This window comes from Rhodopseudomonas sp. AAP120 (assembly GCF_001295845.1).
Lineage (GTDB): Bacteria > Pseudomonadota > Alphaproteobacteria > Rhizobiales > Xanthobacteraceae > Rhodopseudomonas.
The window spans coordinates 1-16,342 of record NZ_LJIC01000059.1; the positions used below are offsets into that span (position 1 = coordinate 1).

Sequence of the window (16,342 nt, forward strand, 5' to 3'; positions counted from 1 at the left end):
CCTGCGGCTGCGGCGATGGTGGCGGCAGCGGCCGCGCCCGTTGCCGCCGACAAGCCGAGTGCCGAGCCGCCCGCGGCGGCGCCCAATCCGGCGCTGTCCGGCGCGGCCCGCCCGGTCGAAGGGCGTCGTACCTCCGACGGGCTGCAGCTCGATTTCGCTTTTGCGGCGCCGACGCCGGCCGCACTGTTCAGGCGCGGCGAGGTGCTGTGGCTGGTGCTCGACAACACCGTGCCGTTCGATCTCGCCGCCATCCGCCGCGAAGGTGGCGGCATTGTCAGCGACGCCAGCCGCGTGCCGTTGCCGAACGGGCAGGCGATCCGCATCCGGCTCGACCGCCCGCAACTCGCCACGCTGAGCGACGAAGACGGCACCGGCAAATCATGGTCGATCACGCTGGCCGATTCCGGCCGCTCCGCGTCGCGGCCGCTGACCGCGGTGCGCAACATCGCCGATCCCAACCGCGCGACCGTCAGCATCGCGTTGAGCGGCCTCGGCCAGATGCATCGCCTGATCGACCCGGAAGCCGGTGACGCGCTGACGGTGGTGACCGCGCTGCCGCCGCCGCGCGGCTTCATCAAGCGGCAGACCTTCGTCGAATTCAATCTGCTGGAATCGCTGCACGGCGTGGTGATCGAACTGAAGTCCGACGACGTGACGGTCGAGACCGCAGTCGACGCGGTGGTGCTGACCCGGCCGGGCGGGCTGACGCTGTCGTCCGCCGAGCCGGCGGGGCAGGCGGGCACGCCGGCCGAGCGGCCGTTCTTCGACGTCACGCGATGGTCGAAGGATCAGGACGGGCGCTACCTGTCTGCGCTCGACGCACGGATCAACGCGCTCTCGACCGCGACCGGCGACGATGTTCTGCCGGCCCGGCTCGATCTGGCGCGGTTCTATATGGCCCGCGGCATGTATCAGGAGGCCAAGGGCGCGCTCGACCTGGCGTTGCTCGGAATGAAGTCGGGGCAGGAAGACGCCGCGACGATGATCGGTCACGCCGCCGCCACCGCGCTGATGGAGCGGCCCGAACAGACGTTGAAGGACATCGCCAATCCGGCGATCGCGTCGACCTACGACGCGCAGATGTGGAAGGGCGTCGCGCTGGCGCGACAGGGCAAATGGGCCGAGGCGCGCGAGAAACTGAAGTCGGTGCAGTTCGCCATCACGGCGCTGCCGCTCGACATCCAGCGCGAGGTTCTCGAGACCGCGATGCGCGCCTCGCTCGAAGTGCGCGATTACTCCGGCGCCGCCAAGATCAGCAGTGACTTCGATCTGGTCGGCGTGCCGCCGGCGATGGCGCCACAGGTGACGATGATGCGCGGCTGGCTCGACGAGGCGCTCGGCCGCGATCAGGACGCGCTGCGGCGTTACAAGGAGGCGATGGCTTCGCCGGACCGGCAGGCCGCCAGCGAAGCCAAGTTCCGCGATATCGTGTTGCGCAGCAAGCGTAACGAGCTGACGCCGGAAGAAGCCCTGCCGGAGCTCGAGCGGCTGTCGATGACGTGGCGCGGCGACGATCTCGAAGTCCGCACCCAGCAATTGCTGTCGAAGCTCTACGCCAACGCCGGCCGCTATCGTGAATCGCTTGCGGCCGCCCGTACCGCGACGCAGCTTGCGCCGAACTCCGAATATGCCCGCCAGGCCCAGGATGACAGCCGTGCGCTGTTCGCCCAGATGTATATCGGCAACAAGGGCGACGACATCCCGCCGATCGAGGCGCTGGCGACGTTCTACGAATTTCGCGAGCTGACGCCGATCGGCCGCCGTGGCGACGAGATGATCCGCCGGCTCGCCGATCGCCTCGTCGCGGTGGACCTGCTCGATCAGGCCAGCGAGCTGTTACAGTATCAGGTCGACAAGCGGCTCGAAGGCGCGGCCCGGGCGCAGGTCGCGGCGCGGCTGGCGATGGTCTATCTGATGAACCGCAAGCCGGACCGCGCGATCGCGGCGCTGCATTCGTCGCGCATCGCCGATCTCGCCGGCGAGCTGCGTCAGCAGCGGTTGCTGATCGAGGCGCGGGCGCAAAGCGATATCGGCCGCCACGATCTCGCGCTCGACATCATCACCAATATCGGCGGCCGCGAGGCGATCCGGCTGCGCTCCGACATCTATTGGGCTGCGCGACGCTGGCGCGAATCGTCGGAGCAGATTGAGCTCTATCTCGGCGATCGCTGGAAGGATTTCACGCCGCTGTCCGCCGACGAGAAGAGCGACGTGATCCGCGCCGTGGTCGGCTACGCGCTGGCCGAGGATGCGCTCGGGCTCGGCCGCTTCCGCGAGAAGTTCGCGCCGCTGATGACCGACGCGGCGGATCAGGCCGCCTTCGACATCGCCAGCAAGCCGACCTCCGGCGACAGCGCCGCCTTCGCGGCGATCGCCAAGATGGCGGCGAGCGTCGACACGCTGGAAGGCTTCCTGCGCGAGATGAAGCAGCGCTTCCCCGACGCCAGCGCTAGGGCCACGCCGCCCGGGGCCGACATGACATCGACCGGCTCGATCCCCGCCGAGAAGGTACGCGTCATCAAGATGGCGCGATAAATCTCGCCACGCCGGCCGCGGCGACTTCCGTGTCTGCAGTGCCTTCGTTCGTCATTCCGGGGCGCTAGCAAAGCGAGCGAACCCGGAGTCGCGAAGTTGCTGGCGGGGCCGAGATTCCGGGTTCGCTCCGCTTTGCTACGCGCCTCGGGATGACTCGCGGAGAGCGCAGAGCAAAAACGAGCGGCGCCAGCGATCCGATCTACCTGCCGCCGCCGAGCTACCCGCCGCCGCCGTAACTCTGCACCAGGCTTCCCGCAACCATCGACCAGCCGTCGACCAGCACGAAGAAGATCAGCTTGAACGGCAGTGACACCGTGACCGGCGGCAGCATCATCATGCCCATCGACATCAGTACCGAGGCGACGACGAGGTCGATGATCAGGAACGGCAGGAACAGCAGGAAGCCGATCTCGAAGGCGCGCTTCAATTCCGAGATCATGAAGGCCGGCATCAGGATGCGCAGCGACAGATCCTCCGGCGTCGCCGGCGGCTGTTCGCCGGAAAGGTCGAGGAACAGCTTGAGATCCTTTTCGCGCACGTTCTTCTGCATGAAGATGCGCAGCGGCCCGGAGGCACGGACCAGCGCGTCCTCGACGCTCATCTCGTTGGCGATCAACGGCTTGATGCCGTCGTCGTAGGATTTCTGCAGCGTCGGTCCCATCACGAAGGCGGTCAGAAACAGCGCCAGCGCGATGATCACCGCGTTGGGCGGCGCGGTCGCAGTGCCGAGCGCGGTGCGCAGCAGCGACAGCACCACGACGATACGCGTGAACGACGTCATCATGATCAGGATCGACGGCGCGATCGACAGCACCGTCAGCAGCGCGATCAGCTGGATGGCGCGTTCGGTGACGCCTGTGCCGCCGCCGGCGCCGAGATTGATGCTGACGTCCTGCGCGTGCGCCGGCATCGCCAGCGCAACAACGCTGGGGATCAGGACGGTGAGAAACTGAAAAACTCTACGCGGATGGTTCGGCCGGCTCACGAAGGCGTCTTCGGACGGCCCAGCAGCGACGCCATCTCGTCTTCGAGGCTTTCGAAACCGGACTTGGTCGCAGGAGCGGACGCAGCCGGAGGCTCAGGGCGCGGCTCGGGCGCCCGCGGCGCCGGACGGGCCGGCTCGGGAGCGGCGGCTTCGGGTTTGGCGTCCGGCGGGCGGCGCAGCGCGGCTTCGAGCCGGTTGGCCATCTCGGCGAGGTTCTGGTCGGCGGCCGACAGTGCAGCAGCGGACGAAGGCCCGGCTGCGGCCGGAGGAGCAGCGGGAGCAGGTGTGCTGGGCAGCGGCGGCGCGGCCGGCGGAGCAATCGGCGGGATGGGCCGCTCGGAGCGGACCGGCGCCTTGGGAAGTTCGGGCCGCGGCGCCCGCGGCATCACGGGATCCTGACGCGGGCGCGGGGAGGGCTCAATCCGCGGCTCGGGCCGGGCCTCGGCGCGGGGCTCGGGGCGCGGCTCCGGCCGGCCGATCGGCGGCAGCTCCGGGCGGACGATCGGCTCGGGGACAAGGCCGGCGAACGGATCGCTGGGCGGGAATTCGCTGGTCCGGCGCGGCGGCATGGGGGCCGGACCTGGGCGCCGGGGCTCGTCGGCAAAGGATGGCCGAGCCGGGCGCGGCGGCAAGTCGGGCAGCACCGGCTCCGGCGCTTCCTGCGCACCGTCCGCCTCCCAATCCGCCGGCCCGAGCCGGGGCTCGACGCTCGGCCCCGGGCGCGACGCTTCGCGGGCCGGGTTGGCGCGGACGATACTGGTCTCGATCACGATGTCGCTGGGGCCGCCGATCATCAGCAGATGCTCGACATTGTCGCGGCGGACCAGCACCAGCCGGCGCCGGCCGTCGACCGCGGCGGCATCGATCACGGCGAGGCGGGGCATCCGGCCGCTCTTGGTATGCGTGCCGAGGCGGTTGCCGGCGAAGCGGCGGACCAGCCAGGCGGCGGCGCCGATCATCGCCAGAACCGCCAGAAACGCAAAAAAGAACATCAATGGCTGCTGCATGCTCGATCCCCGGAGAAGCGCGTCGGTCTTGCCTCGATCGGTAGCGGCCCGGAACGGGTCGAGGCCCGGCGACGCGCGGCGCGCTCCTTAACCCCTTCTTAATAACCGCCGGCCGGAACTGCCATCCGATTTTTCTCATACGCCACGAATCATGGGGACCAAACCGTGCGATCGGCCGCATCCCGGCTCCTGCGCGGCCAGCGGCAACGCTTTCGTAACGAAGCGGCAAGCCTTTCGTAACCAATCTTAACCGGCCGTTAACCATCCACTCGGCAAATTCTGCCTACTCCCGGCGGACGCGCGACGCATCCGCGACCGGGATGGAGGCGGCGATGGCGATCAACGATCTTCCGATGCTGGCGGCGCTGCGCACCAAGATGCAATGGCATCAGGAGCGGCAGAAGGTGTTGGCCGAGAACGTCTCGAATTCGGACACCCCGAATTTCCGGCCGCGCGACCTGGTCGAGCCGAAATTCGATTCGGCCGGCCAGCTGACTGGCCCGACCGCGGGCGGGTCGCTGCCGATGATGATGACCAGTGCCTCGCATCTCAAGCCACCCGGCGGCACCACCACCTTCTCGGAGGATCGCCGGGTCGGATTCCAGACGCGGCCGGCCGGCAATGCGGTCAATCTCGAAGACCAGATGATGAAGGTCTCGGCCAACCAGATGGACTATGCGGCCGCGACCTCGCTCTACAGCCGCAGTCTCGGTCTGCTGAAGACCGCGATCGGCAAGCGCTGACACCAACCGGGGAGCCTGAGCCATGGCAGACGACGCTGGCGATTTCGCAAGGTCGATGGGCATCGCGACCTCCGGGCTGCGTGCGCAGGCCGGGCGGATGCGGGTGATCTCGGAAAACATCGCCAACGCCGATTCGACCGCGCAGACGCCGGGCGGCGATCCGTATCGCCGCAAAGTGCCGACCTTCACCTCGACGCTCGATCGCGCGCTCGACGCGCGCACCGTCGCGCTCGGCCGGGTCAAGCCCGACACATCGGCGTTCCAGCTCAAATACGAGCCGACCAATCCGGCCGCGGATGCGACCGGCAACGTCAAATACCCCAACGTCAATTCGGTGATCGAAATGACCGACATGCGCGCCGCGCAGCGGTCCTACGAAGCCAACCTCAACGTCATCAGCGCCACGCGCCGGATGATTCAGCGCACCCTCGACATCCTCAAGGCCTGACCGGACCTGAGCCAGCCTCTCCAGGAGACCACCGATGGCATCCCCGATTTCCGCAGCGAACGCCTATGCGAGCCTCGCCCGCCTCGCCAATCCGGCCGGCGCCGGCAAGCCGACCGACAGCGGCCCGTCGTTCGGCGCGCTGGTCAAGGACGCGATGAACAGCGTGCTCGATGCCGGCCGCAAGTCGGACGCGCAGACGGTGGCGATGGCCAACGGCAAGTCGAACATCATGGACGTGGTGACCGCGGTGGCCGAGACCGACGTCGCGGTGTCGACGCTGGTCTCGGTCCGCGACCGCGTCATCCAGTCCTACGAAGACATCCTGAAGATGCCGATCTGAGTCTCCAGGGGCGGCTCGAAGATTAGAAAACGCTCGTCATTGCGAGCGAAGCGAAGCAATCCAGGCGCAGTGCGCGGCGCTGGATTGCTTCGTCGCTCCGCTCCTCGCAATGACGAGGTGGCTACATGAAGGAAATCCCATGACCGGTCCCGAAACCCTCGACGTCGCCCGCGATGCGATCTGGACGATCGTCATCGTCTCGGGGCCGCTGATGGTGGTCGGCCTCGTGGTCGGCGTTGCGGTGTCGCTGGTGCAGGCGCTGACGCAGATCCAGGAGCAGACGCTGGTGTTCGTGCCGAAGATCATCGCGATCTTCATCACCTTGGTGCTGACGCTGCCGTTCATGGCCGACCAGATGCACGTCGAGATGCTGCGGATCTCGTCGCGAATCACCGGCGGTTGACGCATGATCCGGACCCGCGCCTCCGGCCGGTGCACCGCGTTCGCGGCGAGGTTCGTCGCGCCCGACGCGGGTGTCGCCCCGGAGGCGGATCGTCCCGACGCAGAACCCGGCCATGCGCATCGACGTCTCGTTCCTGCCCGCGCTCGGCGCCGCCTTCATGCTGGTGTTTGCCCGCGTCGGCGCGATGGTGATGCTGTTTCCGACGCTAGGCGAGACCAACATTCCCACCCGCGTCAAGCTGTCGATCGCGCTCGGCCTGACGCTGATCATCCTGCCGCTGCATCGCAACGCGTATCAGGTGGATATGTCGTCGCTGACACCGCTGCTGGTGCTGATGATCCAGGAGATCATCATCGGCATCGTGCTCGGCGCCACCGCGCGGGTGACGCTGGCGGCGCTGCAGGTGGCCGGCTCGGTGATCGCGCAGCAACTCGGTCTCGGCTTCGTCACCGCGATCGATCCGACGCAGGGCCAGCAAGGCCTGCTGATCGGCAATTTCCTCACCATTCTCGGCGTGACGATGCTGTTCGCCACCGACTCGCACCATCTGGTGATCGAGGCGCTCAGCGACAGCTACCGGATCTTCGCGCCCGGCGAATTGCTCAACAGCGGCGACGTCGCGGCGCTGGCGACGCGCGCATTTGCCGCGTCGTTCAAGATCGGCGTGCAGCTCGCGGCGCCGTTCCTGGTGTTTGGGCTGGTGTTCAACATCGGGCTCGGCATCCTCGCCCGGCTGATGCCGCAGATGCAGGTTTATTTCGTCGGCGTGCCGCTCTCGATCATGATCGGCTTCGTCATTCTCGCAGCGGTGCTCACCACCATGATGGGCACCTTCATCGGCTATTTCGGCGGCGTCATGCAGGACATGACGCTGCGCTGAGCCTTACCCTCGGGGAAGGCTGAGCGATGGCCGACGATAACGACGAAGAGAAACAACAAGAACCAACACAGAAGCGTCTCGACGACGCTCTCCAACGCGGCGATGTCGCCAAGAGCCAGGAGGTCAACACCTGGTTCGTGATCGCCGGCGGCACGCTGCTGCTGTCCAGCTTCTCGGGTTCGATCGGCGCCGGCGTCACCGGGCCGATGAAGACCGTGATCGAGAAATCGTGGATGCTCAAGGTCGACGGCGCCGGCCTGCTGGCGCTGACCAAGAGCCTGATGTACATGATGATCTCGGTGCTCGGCGTGCCGCTGTTTCTGCTGGCGCTGGTGGCGATCGGCAGCAATCTGATCCAGCATCGGCTGGTGTTCTCGACCGAAGGTCTGAAACCGAAGTTCAGCAAGCTGTCGCCGCTCGAGGGGGCCAAGCGGCTGTTCGGCAAGCAGGCGCTCGCCAACTTCCTCAAGGGGCTGTTCAAGGTGATCACGCTCGGCGTGATCATGGTGGCGGTGCTGTATCCGGAGCGCGATCGTCTCGACGCGCTGCTGCAGATGGACCCCGCGGCGCTGCTCGGCGTCACCGTGTCGCTGACGCTGAAATTGATGGGCGCCGTCGCCGCGGCGCTCGCCTTCGTCGCGGCCGGCGATTATTTCTTCCAGTATCGCACCTGGCACGAGCGGCAGAAGATGTCGCTGCAGGAGGTCAAGGAAGAGTTCAAGCAGTCGGAAGGCGACCCGCACATCAAGGGCCGCATCCGCCAGATCCGCTATCAGCGGATGAAGAAGCGGATGATGGCGGCGGTGCCGGGCGCCTCGGTGGTGATCACCAACCCGACCCACTTCTCGGTCGCGCTGAAATACGAGCGCGGCATGCAGGCGCCGATCTGCGTCGCCAAGGGCGTCGACGCGGTCGCGTTCAAGATCAGGGAAGTGGCCAAGGCGAACAACGTCCCGATCGTCGAGAACGTGCCGCTGGCGCGCGCGCTCTACGCCAGCGTCGAGGTCGACGCCGAAATTCCCGTCGAGCACTACAAGGCGGTCGCCGAAGTGATCGGCTATGTGATGAACCTGAAGCGCAATCTGTTCGGGCGACGGACCTGAGCCGGCCGGCTATCCGGAGGCGAGCTTTCCGGATAGCTGTTATGTCCGGCTCTAGTGAGCGCCGTAGGCCGCGAAGTGGGGGGCGTAGGACCCGTCCTTGATCAGGCGGTGCAGGTGGCGGCGCCGCGCCCCCATATTGCCGCCGTCGTACAGCGGGAAGCACATCGCGTCGTTCATCAATTCCGCCAGCGGATGCATGTCCGTGTAGCTGTCGACGCCAACCACCCGCATCGCATCGTAGACGACGCTGACGCAGGTTTCCGAGCAGAATACTTTGGTCATCACCGCGAGTTCCTGCTCCTGTCCGTGCGAGCGATCGAACTGCTGGCAGGCCTTCCAGGTGAGATAGCGACAGGCTTCGATCTTCATCTTCATGTCGGCCAGCATGTATCCGACGGTCGGATAGTCGATGATCGGGCACGGCCCGGAGCGGGCGTCCGCCTTGGCGAAAGCGAGCGTATGGTCGAAGGCGGCTCGCATCACGCCGACGCAGGCCGCGCCGATCAGCGCGGCCGTCCAGGCGAAGTTGGTGGAGACGATCTTGATGCCGTCGCCCGGCTTGCCGATGATATTGCTCGCCGGCACGCGAACATTCTCGAACTTCATCCGCGGTGAAACCGTGGCGCGATGTCCTGCGGTGTCCAGCAGACCGACGACCGAGACGCCGGCCGTGGTCCCGGGCACCATGATGACGGCGAGAGACTCCTGGGCGTTCTGCTGCGGATCGGTGCGGCACACCACGGCGTAGAGGTGGCAGTTCTTGCCGTCCCAGCCGGTTCCGTTGGTGGTGTAGTGCTTCTCGCCGTTGATGACCCATTCGTCGCCTTCGCGGATGGCGAAGGTCTTGACGCCGAAGCGCGGGTCGGCCGCATCGTAGTTGGCGCCTCCCGTCACCTCGGTGAATGCCAGCGCGGCCAGCCGCGTGCCGTCTTCGATAAAGTCCGGCAAGAACCGCTTTTTCTGCTCGTCGTTTCCGAAGAAGATGATCGGCTTCACGCCGAGGCCGATCCCCAACATCGCGCTGGGAACGTTGACGTCCACGGCGCAGAGCTCTTCGGCCGTCAGCGCGAAGTCGAGCGTCGGAACGTCGGTGCCGCCGACGTCCTTGGGAAACAGTCCTTTGACGAAGCCGGCCTCGGCCACCTTCTCGTGGAACGGCCGCAGCGAGTAGAACCGCTCATCCGGCTTTTGATAGTTGCGGATGGTGGGTCTCACGTCCTTCAGCACGGTGTTGGCGAAGGCCCGCGCGCCCTCCCGCAGTGCGATCTGCTGCTCACTCAGTCCGAATTCAATGCTCATATGACGCTCCGCAAGGTGATTAGCACCTCGCCAGCGAACATCCCGATGACCAGAGTGTCTTGGACGGCAGAGACAATTCGCTTGTCGGCCAGTGACAGACAACGTGTTTGTTGCGGTGCAATGGACGGTCCGCTGCTTCGTCTGCCTGCTCGCGTGGCAGATACTTCTCATTTTTTGCGCTTGATCGGGAAAATCGACGGACCTAGCCTTTTGTCGCGGACTTCGACGCAGAGGCGGAGTAGTGCATGCCTTTTTGGACAACCGCGGAGCTTCCTGCAGATCAGCAGTTCGGCTTCTGGCGCGAAGTGCTCTGCGAGGCCTATGTCGCGCTCAACCCAGTGCGGCCGCGCCGGGGTGGATTCTCCGGCAGCGTCTCCGCCACGATGGTCGCGGACATCAATGTCACGCGCCTGCTGACCGAGCAGCATATCGTTGATCGCGGACCGGCCGAGATCAGAAGGACGCCGCTCGAATACTACTTCGTCAACATGCAGGTCCAGGGTGAAGCCTTGGCCCGGCAGCGGGGCGCGAAGTCATCGTGCGGCCGCACGAATTCTACATCGTGGATTCGACCGAGCCCTACCATCTCGATCTTCGCGCGGCGCCCGAAATCTTCTCGTACCGGATACCCAAGCGCATCCTCGATCCGCTGTTGAAGAGTCCCGTCGATGCGACGGCGATCCGCGTCTCGCGCGAGACCCCGATGGGAGCCGTGGCAGTCGATTTTCTGCAGTCGGTGACGCAGCAGGCTTCGACGCTTCCTGTGTCCGGACACGAGGCCATGGCACGGATGATGGCCGAGCTGGTCGCTTTGTCGCTGGGCCGAAGCGCTACGGCTGAAGAGAGTGCAGGGGCGACGACACAGCGGGCGGTGTTTCTCTCGGTGCGCAGGTACATCGACGACAATCTGCACGATCCGGCTCTGTCGATCGCCAGCGTCTGCCGCCGGTTCAGGATCTCGCCGCGTAATCTGCATCGCGCATTCGAGGCGTCGGAGATGACGTTCGGTGAATTGGTTCGGGCCAAGCGTCTCGACCGCTCGGCGCGGGAGCTGTCACAGTTCCCGGAGCGTGCGGTGTCCAGCGTCGCCTTCAGCTGCGGCTTCAATGACGTCTCGTACTTCAATCGCTCGTTCCGGAAGCGGTTCGAAACGTCGCCGACCGAGTACCGCCGCCACAGCCGTCGCGCTCCTGATTAAGGGCGGCGTGGCGACATGAGATGGAGGTGAGTCGGCGCCTGCGCTGTCGCCGAGCAGCCCGCCGCCAAGGTCGGTCCCTCAGCTCGCCGGAGCGATCTGCACCGCCGCCGTGCTCGACACGACGGGCCGTTGCGCCTGGACCAATCCCGAGGGCGTTTTGCGCCGTTTTGCCGGCCTTGAAGCCGACTCGGACGTGTTTATCGACGGGATTCCCTTGCGCTTTCGCCTCCGATTCAGGCAGGTGAAAGCTGGCCGCCGCTGCGCCGGCAGCCAAGGGATCGGTTCGGTGACAATGACCATCAACGACCAGCAGCCTTCCTCCGCCGCGGAGCCGGCGCGCCGTAGCGGCAGCATCGCGCTGGTGCTGCTGGTGGCCGGCGCCATCATCGCCGCCGCGGTCGCTTTCATGACGCTCGGCCGCGCCGAGGCGCAGCCCTACATCCTCGGCCTGCTGGCGCTGCTGGCGATGGTCGGCCTGTTCATGCTGTTCGCCTTCGCGGCCGGCATTGCCGGCTTCGCCGATCACGCCGCCGCCGACCCGGTGCTGCGGGCGATTTCCGAGAGCGCGTTCGACGGCATCGCCGTGACCGACCCGCGCGGCCACGTCGTCTATGCCAATCCGGCGTATCTGGCGCTCACCGGTGCGACCTCGATGCAGGACGTCCGCCCGGTCGAGCGGGTGTTCATCGGCAATCCGGATGTCTCCGAGGCGGTATTCCGGCTGCTGAAGGCGTCGCGTGAGGGCAAGCGGCTGCAGGAGGAGGTTCGGGTCGCGGGGGCCGACGGCGCGGCAGGGCGCTGGATGCGGCTGCGCGTCCGCCCGCTGGGGACCGGCAAGCGCGAGGCGAAGCAGACGGTGTGGTCGATCGCCGACATCACGCGCGATCGCGAGCATCAGGAGGACGTGTTCCAGGAACTGCAGCACGCCATCGAATACCTCGACCACGCGCCCTGCGGCTTCTTCTCGGTCGATGCCGGCGGCAACCTCGTCTACGTCAACGCCACGCTGGCGAACTGGCTCGACCACGATCTCGCCGAGATCGGCTCGGGCGGCCTCAAGCTCGGCGACATCGTGTCGGGCGACGGCTCGGCGCTGCTCACCTCGATCGTGCCAGAACCCGGCGAAGTGAAGACCGAAGTCTTCGACATCGATCTAAAGATGCGTAGCGGCAAGACCATGCCGGTGCGGCTGTATCACAAGCTCGCCTTCGGCGCCGATGGCGTGCCGGGTGCGTCGCGCACGCTGGTGATCAGCCGCGCACGCGACGAGCGGCTGGATCCGCAGCGCGCCGCCGAGATCCGCTTCATGCGGTTCTTCGACCATACGCCGATGGCGATCGCGACGGTCGACAAGTCGGGCGCGGTGGTGCGCGCCAATGCCCGCTTCGCCAAGTTGGCGCAGAGCCTCGATCCGTCCGGCGGCGCCGCTAAATCGATCCTCGCGGCGGTCTCGACCCGCGACCGCGCCACGCTGGGCGCGGCGATCGAACAGGCTGCGCAGGGCCAGGCCGATATCGCGCCGGTCGAAGTGATGCTCCACGGCGCCAAGGAGCGCTGGGGCCAGTTCTTCGTCACCGCGGTCGCCGATGACGGCGACGCCGAAGCGGCGATCGTGTATCTGCTCGAAACCACCGAGCGGCGAGCGCTGGAGAACCAGGTCAACCAGGCGCAGAAGATGGATACCATCGGCCAACTCGCCGGCGGCATCGCGCACGATTTCAACAACGTGCTGTCCGCCATCATGATGGCCAACGATTTCCTGCTGAATGCCCACAAGCCGACCGACCCGTCGTTCCAGGACATCATGCAGATCAAGCAGAACGCCACCCGCGCCGCGACGCTGGTGCGGCAGCTGCTGGCGTTCTCGCGCAAACAAACCTTGCGCCCGCAGGTGCTCGATCTCGGCGAGGCGCTGACCGATATCGACCGATTGCTGAAGCGGCTGATCGGCGAGCGGATCACGCTGGAAATGCAGCACGGCCGCGACCTGTGGCGCACCAAGGCGGACGTCTCGCAGTTCGAGCAGGTGATCGTCAATCTCGCGGTCAACGCCCGCGACGCGATGCCGGACGGCGGCAAGCTGACGATCCGAACCTCGAACGTCGCTGCCGCCGACGTGGCGCAGCTCGCCCACAAGGGCATGCCGGCGGCCGACTACGTCCGGATCGAAGTCAGCGACACCGGCACGGGGATTCCGGCCGACATCGTCGACAAGATCTTCGAGCCGTTCTTCTCGACCAAGGAGGTCGGCAAGGGGACTGGCCTCGGCCTGTCGACCGTCTACGGCATCATCAAGCAGACCGGCGGCTTCGTCTATGTCGACAGCGAGGTCGGCAAGGGCACCACCTTCCACATCTTCCTGCCGCGCCATGAAGCCGTGGCGGAGCCGCAGGTGGCCGCGAGCGGCAGCGTCGCCGAGGTGGCAGCGGCGGCTGCAGCCGCCAAGCCGCGCGGCGACATGACCGGGCAGGGCACTATCCTGCTGGTCGAGGACGAGGAGGGGCTGCGCTCGCTCAATGCCCGCGGCCTGCGGTCGCGCGGCTACGAGGTGATCGAAGCCTCCAACGGCATCGAGGCGCTGGAGGAATTCGACGCCGTCAATGGCGCGGTCGACCTCGTGGTGTCCGACGTGGTGATGCCCGAGATGGACGGCCCGACGCTGCTGAAGGCGATGCGCGGACGCAACGCGGATCTGAAGATCATCTTCGTGTCCGGCTACGCCGAAGACGCGTTCGAAAAGAGCCTTCCCGAGAACGAGCAGTTCGCCTTCCTGGCCAAGCCATTCGCGCTGAGCGCACTGGTGGCGAAGGTGAAGGAAACGATGGCGCCGAACTAGACGGTGGCCGCGCGGTTCATTCGCGCGCACAAGCGCGGCCCGGCCCAGGCCAGAAAGCTCAGCCCTTCAGCGGCAGCGGGGTCGACGGCGTATCCATGAGACTCACGGGCAACTGACCTGAGGAGCGGTGCCGTCGTTGCGATCGGGTTGGTTCGCGAGTTGATGCATCGGTTCGCAAGCCGCTCCATTGCGGCTTGGTACTACGCCAGGCCGCATTCTCCGACTGCGGAGCGCGCCGTCGTTTGTGGTTGTTCGACTTCCTCGGAACGAATCGCAGCGCCGGTTCGACGGCTGGCCCCGCTCTCCCGCGACCGAGGGCCGCAGGGTTGCGACGGGGGCTGCGGCGTTGCGCATCCTTCACTTTTTCCCGCCGCTGCCCATTTTGGGGGAGCTTCCCCCTGACGGGGATAAAGGGAAACCAATGAACTTTTTGCATCGCACGCGTGGCGCCGTTGCCGCTCTGGCCGTGACCCTGTCGCTGGCCATGCCGCTGGCGCTCGCGCTGTCGTCGGCCGCGGAAGCGCGCATTGGCGGCGGCGGTAATTCCGGCTCGCGCGGCTCGCGCAGCTTCATGGCGCCGAAGTCGACGCCGACGGCGCCCGGCACCGCGCAGCCGTTCAACCGCACCATGAGCCAGCCGGGCAGCCCCGGCATGACCGCGCCGGCCGCCGGTGCCGCCGCCAAGGGTGGCTTCTTCAACCGGCCCGGCATGGGCATGCTCGGCGGTCTTGCCGCCGGCTTCCTCGGCGCCGGTCTGCTGGGCATGCTGTTCGGCGGCGGCTTCATGTCCGGCCTCGGCGGCTTCGCTTCGATCATCGGCCTGATCCTGCAGATCGCGCTGGTGGTGATCGTGGCGCGGCTGGCCTGGTCGTGGTGGCAGCGCCGCAACAATCCGCAGCCCGCGCAGGCCTATGCGTCGAACGCCGGTCCGACCGTCGGCCCGGGTCCGGAGCCGAGCTATCGCACCGGCTTCGGCTTCGGCGGCGGCAGCGCGCCGAACCAGCCGCCGCTCGAGATCAAGCCCGAGGACTACGAGGCGTTCGAGCGTCTGCTGAGCGACATTCAGGCGGCCTGGTCGAACGAAGACGTCGAGCGTCTCAACAAGCTGACGACGCCGGAAATGGCTTCGTACTTCGCCAAGGATCTGGAGGAGAACAAGGCCAACAACGACATCAACAAGGTGTCGGACGTCAAGCTGCTGCAGGGCGATCTCGCCGAGGCGTGGCGCGAAGGCGAGACCGATTACGCCACCGTGGCGATGCGGTTCTCGCTGGTCGACAAGACGCTGGAGCGTGGCACGAACCGGCTGGTCGCCGGCAGCGAAACGCCGATCGAGGTCACCGAAGTCTGGACCTTTGCGCGACGGTCCGGCTCCGACTGGGAGCTGTCGGCGATCCAGCAGACCAACTGAGTTCGTTTCCATCACGATGATCGGGCGCCGCGGATTTCCGCGGCGCTTTTCGTTTGGGCAGCGTGTTCCTGTGCTTGAACCGGAGCCGCACTGGCGCATTGGTCCGCTGGAGCAGATGATTGACGGCGACTGGCCGGCGCCGCAACGCTGTCGCCGTCTGCCGGAGCGAGGATCGCCGATGCGCTACGAGTTGTATTACTGGCCGACCATTCAGGGCCGCGGTGAGTTCGTCCGTCTGGCGTTGGAGGAAGCCGGCGCGACCTATGTCGATGTCGCCCGGCAGAGCAAGTCCGGCGTTTCCACGATGATGAAGATGATGCAGGCCAAGACCGGCACGCCGTCTTTCGCGCCGCCTTTCCTCAAGGCCGGCTCGCTGGTGATCGGACAAACCGCTAACATCCTGCTGTTCCTCGGCAGCCGCCACGGCCTCGCGCCGAAGACCGAGGCCGGTCGGCTGTGGGTCCACGAGCTGCAGCTCACCATTGCGGATCTCGTCCAGGAAGTGCACGACACGCACCATCCGATCGGCACCTCGCTCTACTACGAAGACCAGAAGAGCGCGGCGAAGCAGCGCGCCGCGGAATTTCGCAAGGAGCGCATCTCGAAATATTGCGGCTATTTCGAGCGGCTGATCGCCGGCAGCGGCGGCCCGTTCGTCACCGGCCGTAAGCTGACTTACGTGGACCTGTCGCTGTTCCAGATCGTTGAGGGCCTGCGCTACGCGTTTCCGAACCACATGAAGAAATTCCAGCGCAAGATTCCGGAGCTGATCGCGCTGCACGACCGCGTCGCAGCGCGCCCCAACGTCGCCGCCTATCTCGCTGGCGATCGCCGCATCCCGTTCAACGAAGACGGCATCTTCCGGCACTACAAGGCATTGGATAAGTAATCCACCGCATCGTTCCGCGGCCGCCATCAGACAGGCGAGAGCGCGCAGACCCGCTCTCTACGTGTCCCGGACAAGGAGCGACGCACCGCGGCGCTCCGCCGATCCGGGACCCCGGTGATATTGCGGCACTGCGGCGCTTGTAAGCGCGACAAACCGGCGCCCCGGATCTACGGCGCCTCACGCCGAGGGCGGCGTGAGGCGCCTTGTCCGGGGCACGATGACGCTGGCGATGGACGACAAGGTGCGCTCGCGCTCCGCAATGACG

14 protein-coding genes and 1 pseudogene are annotated in these 16,342 nt (G+C 66.5%); 12 read left to right on the top strand and 3 right to left on the bottom strand.

Annotated features, from left to right (window positions below; genetic code table 11):
• Positions 1-2,535: tetratricopeptide repeat protein (locus IP86_RS09945; protein WP_502693995.1), on the top strand; the 2,535-nt coding region annotated here is incomplete at its 5' end.
• A gap of 217 nt (positions 2,536-2,752) precedes the next feature.
• Here IP86_RS09945 and fliP read toward each other — a convergent pair.
• Both fliP and IP86_RS09955 read right to left on the bottom strand, forming a co-directional pair.
• Positions 2,753-3,520: a flagellar type III secretion system pore protein FliP gene (gene fliP, locus IP86_RS09950; RefSeq protein WP_082363914.1), complete on the bottom strand. Its 768-nt coding sequence runs from the start codon at positions 3,518-3,520 to the stop codon at positions 2,753-2,755.
• Entirely contained in the window at positions 3,517-4,527 is a 1,011-nt protein-coding gene (locus IP86_RS09955) for a flagellar biosynthetic protein FliO (protein ID WP_054162368.1), read from the bottom strand. Before IP86_RS09955 ends, fliP begins: the two co-directional genes overlap by 4 nt.
• A 332-nt stretch (positions 4,528-4,859) precedes the next feature.
• On the opposite strand from IP86_RS09955, the gene flgB reads away from it, so the two are divergent.
• The 6 genes from flgB to flhB all read left to right on the top strand — a co-directional run bounded on the left by flgB (position 4,860) and on the right by flhB (position 8,444).
• On the top strand, positions 4,860-5,270 hold the full coding sequence (gene flgB, locus IP86_RS09960) for a flagellar basal body rod protein FlgB (protein ID WP_054162456.1): 411 nt from the start codon (positions 4,860-4,862) through the stop codon (positions 5,268-5,270).
• Positions 5,271-5,292: 22 nt separating this feature from the next.
• A complete protein-coding gene (gene flgC, locus IP86_RS09965; protein ID WP_054162369.1) occupies positions 5,293-5,718 on the top strand; it encodes a flagellar basal body rod protein FlgC in 426 nt (141 codons plus the stop codon).
• A 34-nt stretch (positions 5,719-5,752) separates the two neighbouring features.
• The gene (fliE, locus tag IP86_RS09970; protein ID WP_054162370.1) at positions 5,753-6,058 is read left to right on the top strand and encodes a flagellar hook-basal body complex protein FliE; all 306 of its coding nucleotides are present in this window, start codon (positions 5,753-5,755) and stop codon (positions 6,056-6,058) included.
• A gap of 139 nt (positions 6,059-6,197) precedes the next feature.
• The gene (fliQ, locus tag IP86_RS09975) at positions 6,198-6,461 is read left to right on the top strand and encodes a flagellar biosynthesis protein FliQ (protein ID WP_054162371.1); all 264 of its coding nucleotides are present in this window, start codon (positions 6,198-6,200) and stop codon (positions 6,459-6,461) included.
• 112 nt (positions 6,462-6,573) lie between these two features.
• Positions 6,574-7,341: a flagellar biosynthetic protein FliR gene (gene fliR, locus IP86_RS09980; protein ID WP_054162372.1), complete on the top strand. Its 768-nt coding sequence runs from the start codon at positions 6,574-6,576 to the stop codon at positions 7,339-7,341.
• A gap of 26 nt (positions 7,342-7,367) precedes the next feature.
• Positions 7,368-8,444, top strand: a complete 1,077-nt coding sequence (gene flhB / locus IP86_RS09985; protein ID WP_054162373.1) for a flagellar biosynthesis protein FlhB — start codon at positions 7,368-7,370, stop codon at positions 8,442-8,444.
• A gap of 51 nt (positions 8,445-8,495) precedes the next feature.
• Here flhB and IP86_RS09990 read toward each other — a convergent pair whose 3' ends face one another.
• Complete coding sequence (locus IP86_RS09990; RefSeq protein WP_054162374.1) at positions 8,496-9,743, bottom strand: acyl-CoA dehydrogenase family protein; 1,248 nt, start codon at positions 9,741-9,743, stop codon at positions 8,496-8,498.
• A 245-nt stretch (positions 9,744-9,988) separates the two neighbouring features.
• Between IP86_RS09990 and IP86_RS28010 the strand changes: the two are divergent.
• The 5 genes and pseudogenes from IP86_RS28010 to IP86_RS10010 form a co-directional block, all read left to right on the top strand.
• Positions 9,989-10,500: pseudogene (locus IP86_RS28010) on the top strand (AraC-like ligand-binding domain-containing protein); the annotation flags it as partial.
• Between the two features lie 36 nt (positions 10,501-10,536).
• Positions 10,537-10,941 (top strand): helix-turn-helix transcriptional regulator, encoded by a 405-nt coding sequence (locus tag IP86_RS29590; RefSeq protein WP_283804776.1) that lies wholly within the window; start codon positions 10,537-10,539, stop codon positions 10,939-10,941.
• Positions 10,942-11,233: 292 nt separating this feature from the next.
• Positions 11,234-13,777 carry a cell cycle histidine kinase CckA gene (cckA, locus tag IP86_RS10000; protein ID WP_156332461.1) on the top strand — a complete coding sequence of 848 codons (2,544 nt, stop codon included), beginning with the start codon at positions 11,234-11,236 and terminating at the stop codon, positions 13,775-13,777.
• 421 nt (positions 13,778-14,198) lie between these two features.
• Positions 14,199-15,188 (top strand): Tim44 domain-containing protein, encoded by a 990-nt coding sequence (locus IP86_RS10005; RefSeq protein ID WP_054162376.1) that lies wholly within the window; start codon positions 14,199-14,201, stop codon positions 15,186-15,188.
• A gap of 178 nt (positions 15,189-15,366) precedes the next feature.
• Positions 15,367-16,077, top strand: coding sequence for a glutathione S-transferase (locus IP86_RS10010; protein WP_054162458.1), 711 nt, complete (start codon positions 15,367-15,369; stop codon positions 16,075-16,077).
• The last annotated feature ends 265 nt before the right edge of the window (positions 16,078-16,342 follow it).

Coding starts and splice junctions, on each gene's coding strand:
- fliQ (WP_054162371.1), top strand. CDS start 6,198: ATGACCGGTCCCGAAACCCTCGACGTCGCCCGCGATGCGATCTGGACG.
- flgB (WP_054162456.1), top strand. CDS start 4,860: ATGGCGATCAACGATCTTCCGATGCTGGCGGCGCTGCGCACCAAGATG.
- IP86_RS10005 (WP_054162376.1), top strand. CDS start 14,199: ATGAACTTTTTGCATCGCACGCGTGGCGCCGTTGCCGCTCTGGCCGTG.
- IP86_RS10010 (WP_054162458.1), top strand. CDS start 15,367: ATGCGCTACGAGTTGTATTACTGGCCGACCATTCAGGGCCGCGGTGAG.
- fliR (WP_054162372.1), top strand. CDS start 6,574: ATGCGCATCGACGTCTCGTTCCTGCCCGCGCTCGGCGCCGCCTTCATG.
- IP86_RS09990 (WP_054162374.1), bottom strand. CDS start 9,743: ATGAGCATTGAATTCGGACTGAGTGAGCAGCAGATCGCACTGCGGGAG.
- fliE (WP_054162370.1), top strand. CDS start 5,753: ATGGCATCCCCGATTTCCGCAGCGAACGCCTATGCGAGCCTCGCCCGC.
- IP86_RS09955 (WP_054162368.1), bottom strand. CDS start 4,527: ATGCAGCAGCCATTGATGTTCTTTTTTGCGTTTCTGGCGGTTCTGGCG.
- IP86_RS29590 (WP_283804776.1), top strand. CDS start 10,537: ATGGCCGAGCTGGTCGCTTTGTCGCTGGGCCGAAGCGCTACGGCTGAA.
- flgC (WP_054162369.1), top strand. CDS start 5,293: ATGGCAGACGACGCTGGCGATTTCGCAAGGTCGATGGGCATCGCGACC.
- cckA (WP_156332461.1), top strand. CDS start 11,234: ATGACCATCAACGACCAGCAGCCTTCCTCCGCCGCGGAGCCGGCGCGC.
- flhB (WP_054162373.1), top strand. CDS start 7,368: ATGGCCGACGATAACGACGAAGAGAAACAACAAGAACCAACACAGAAG.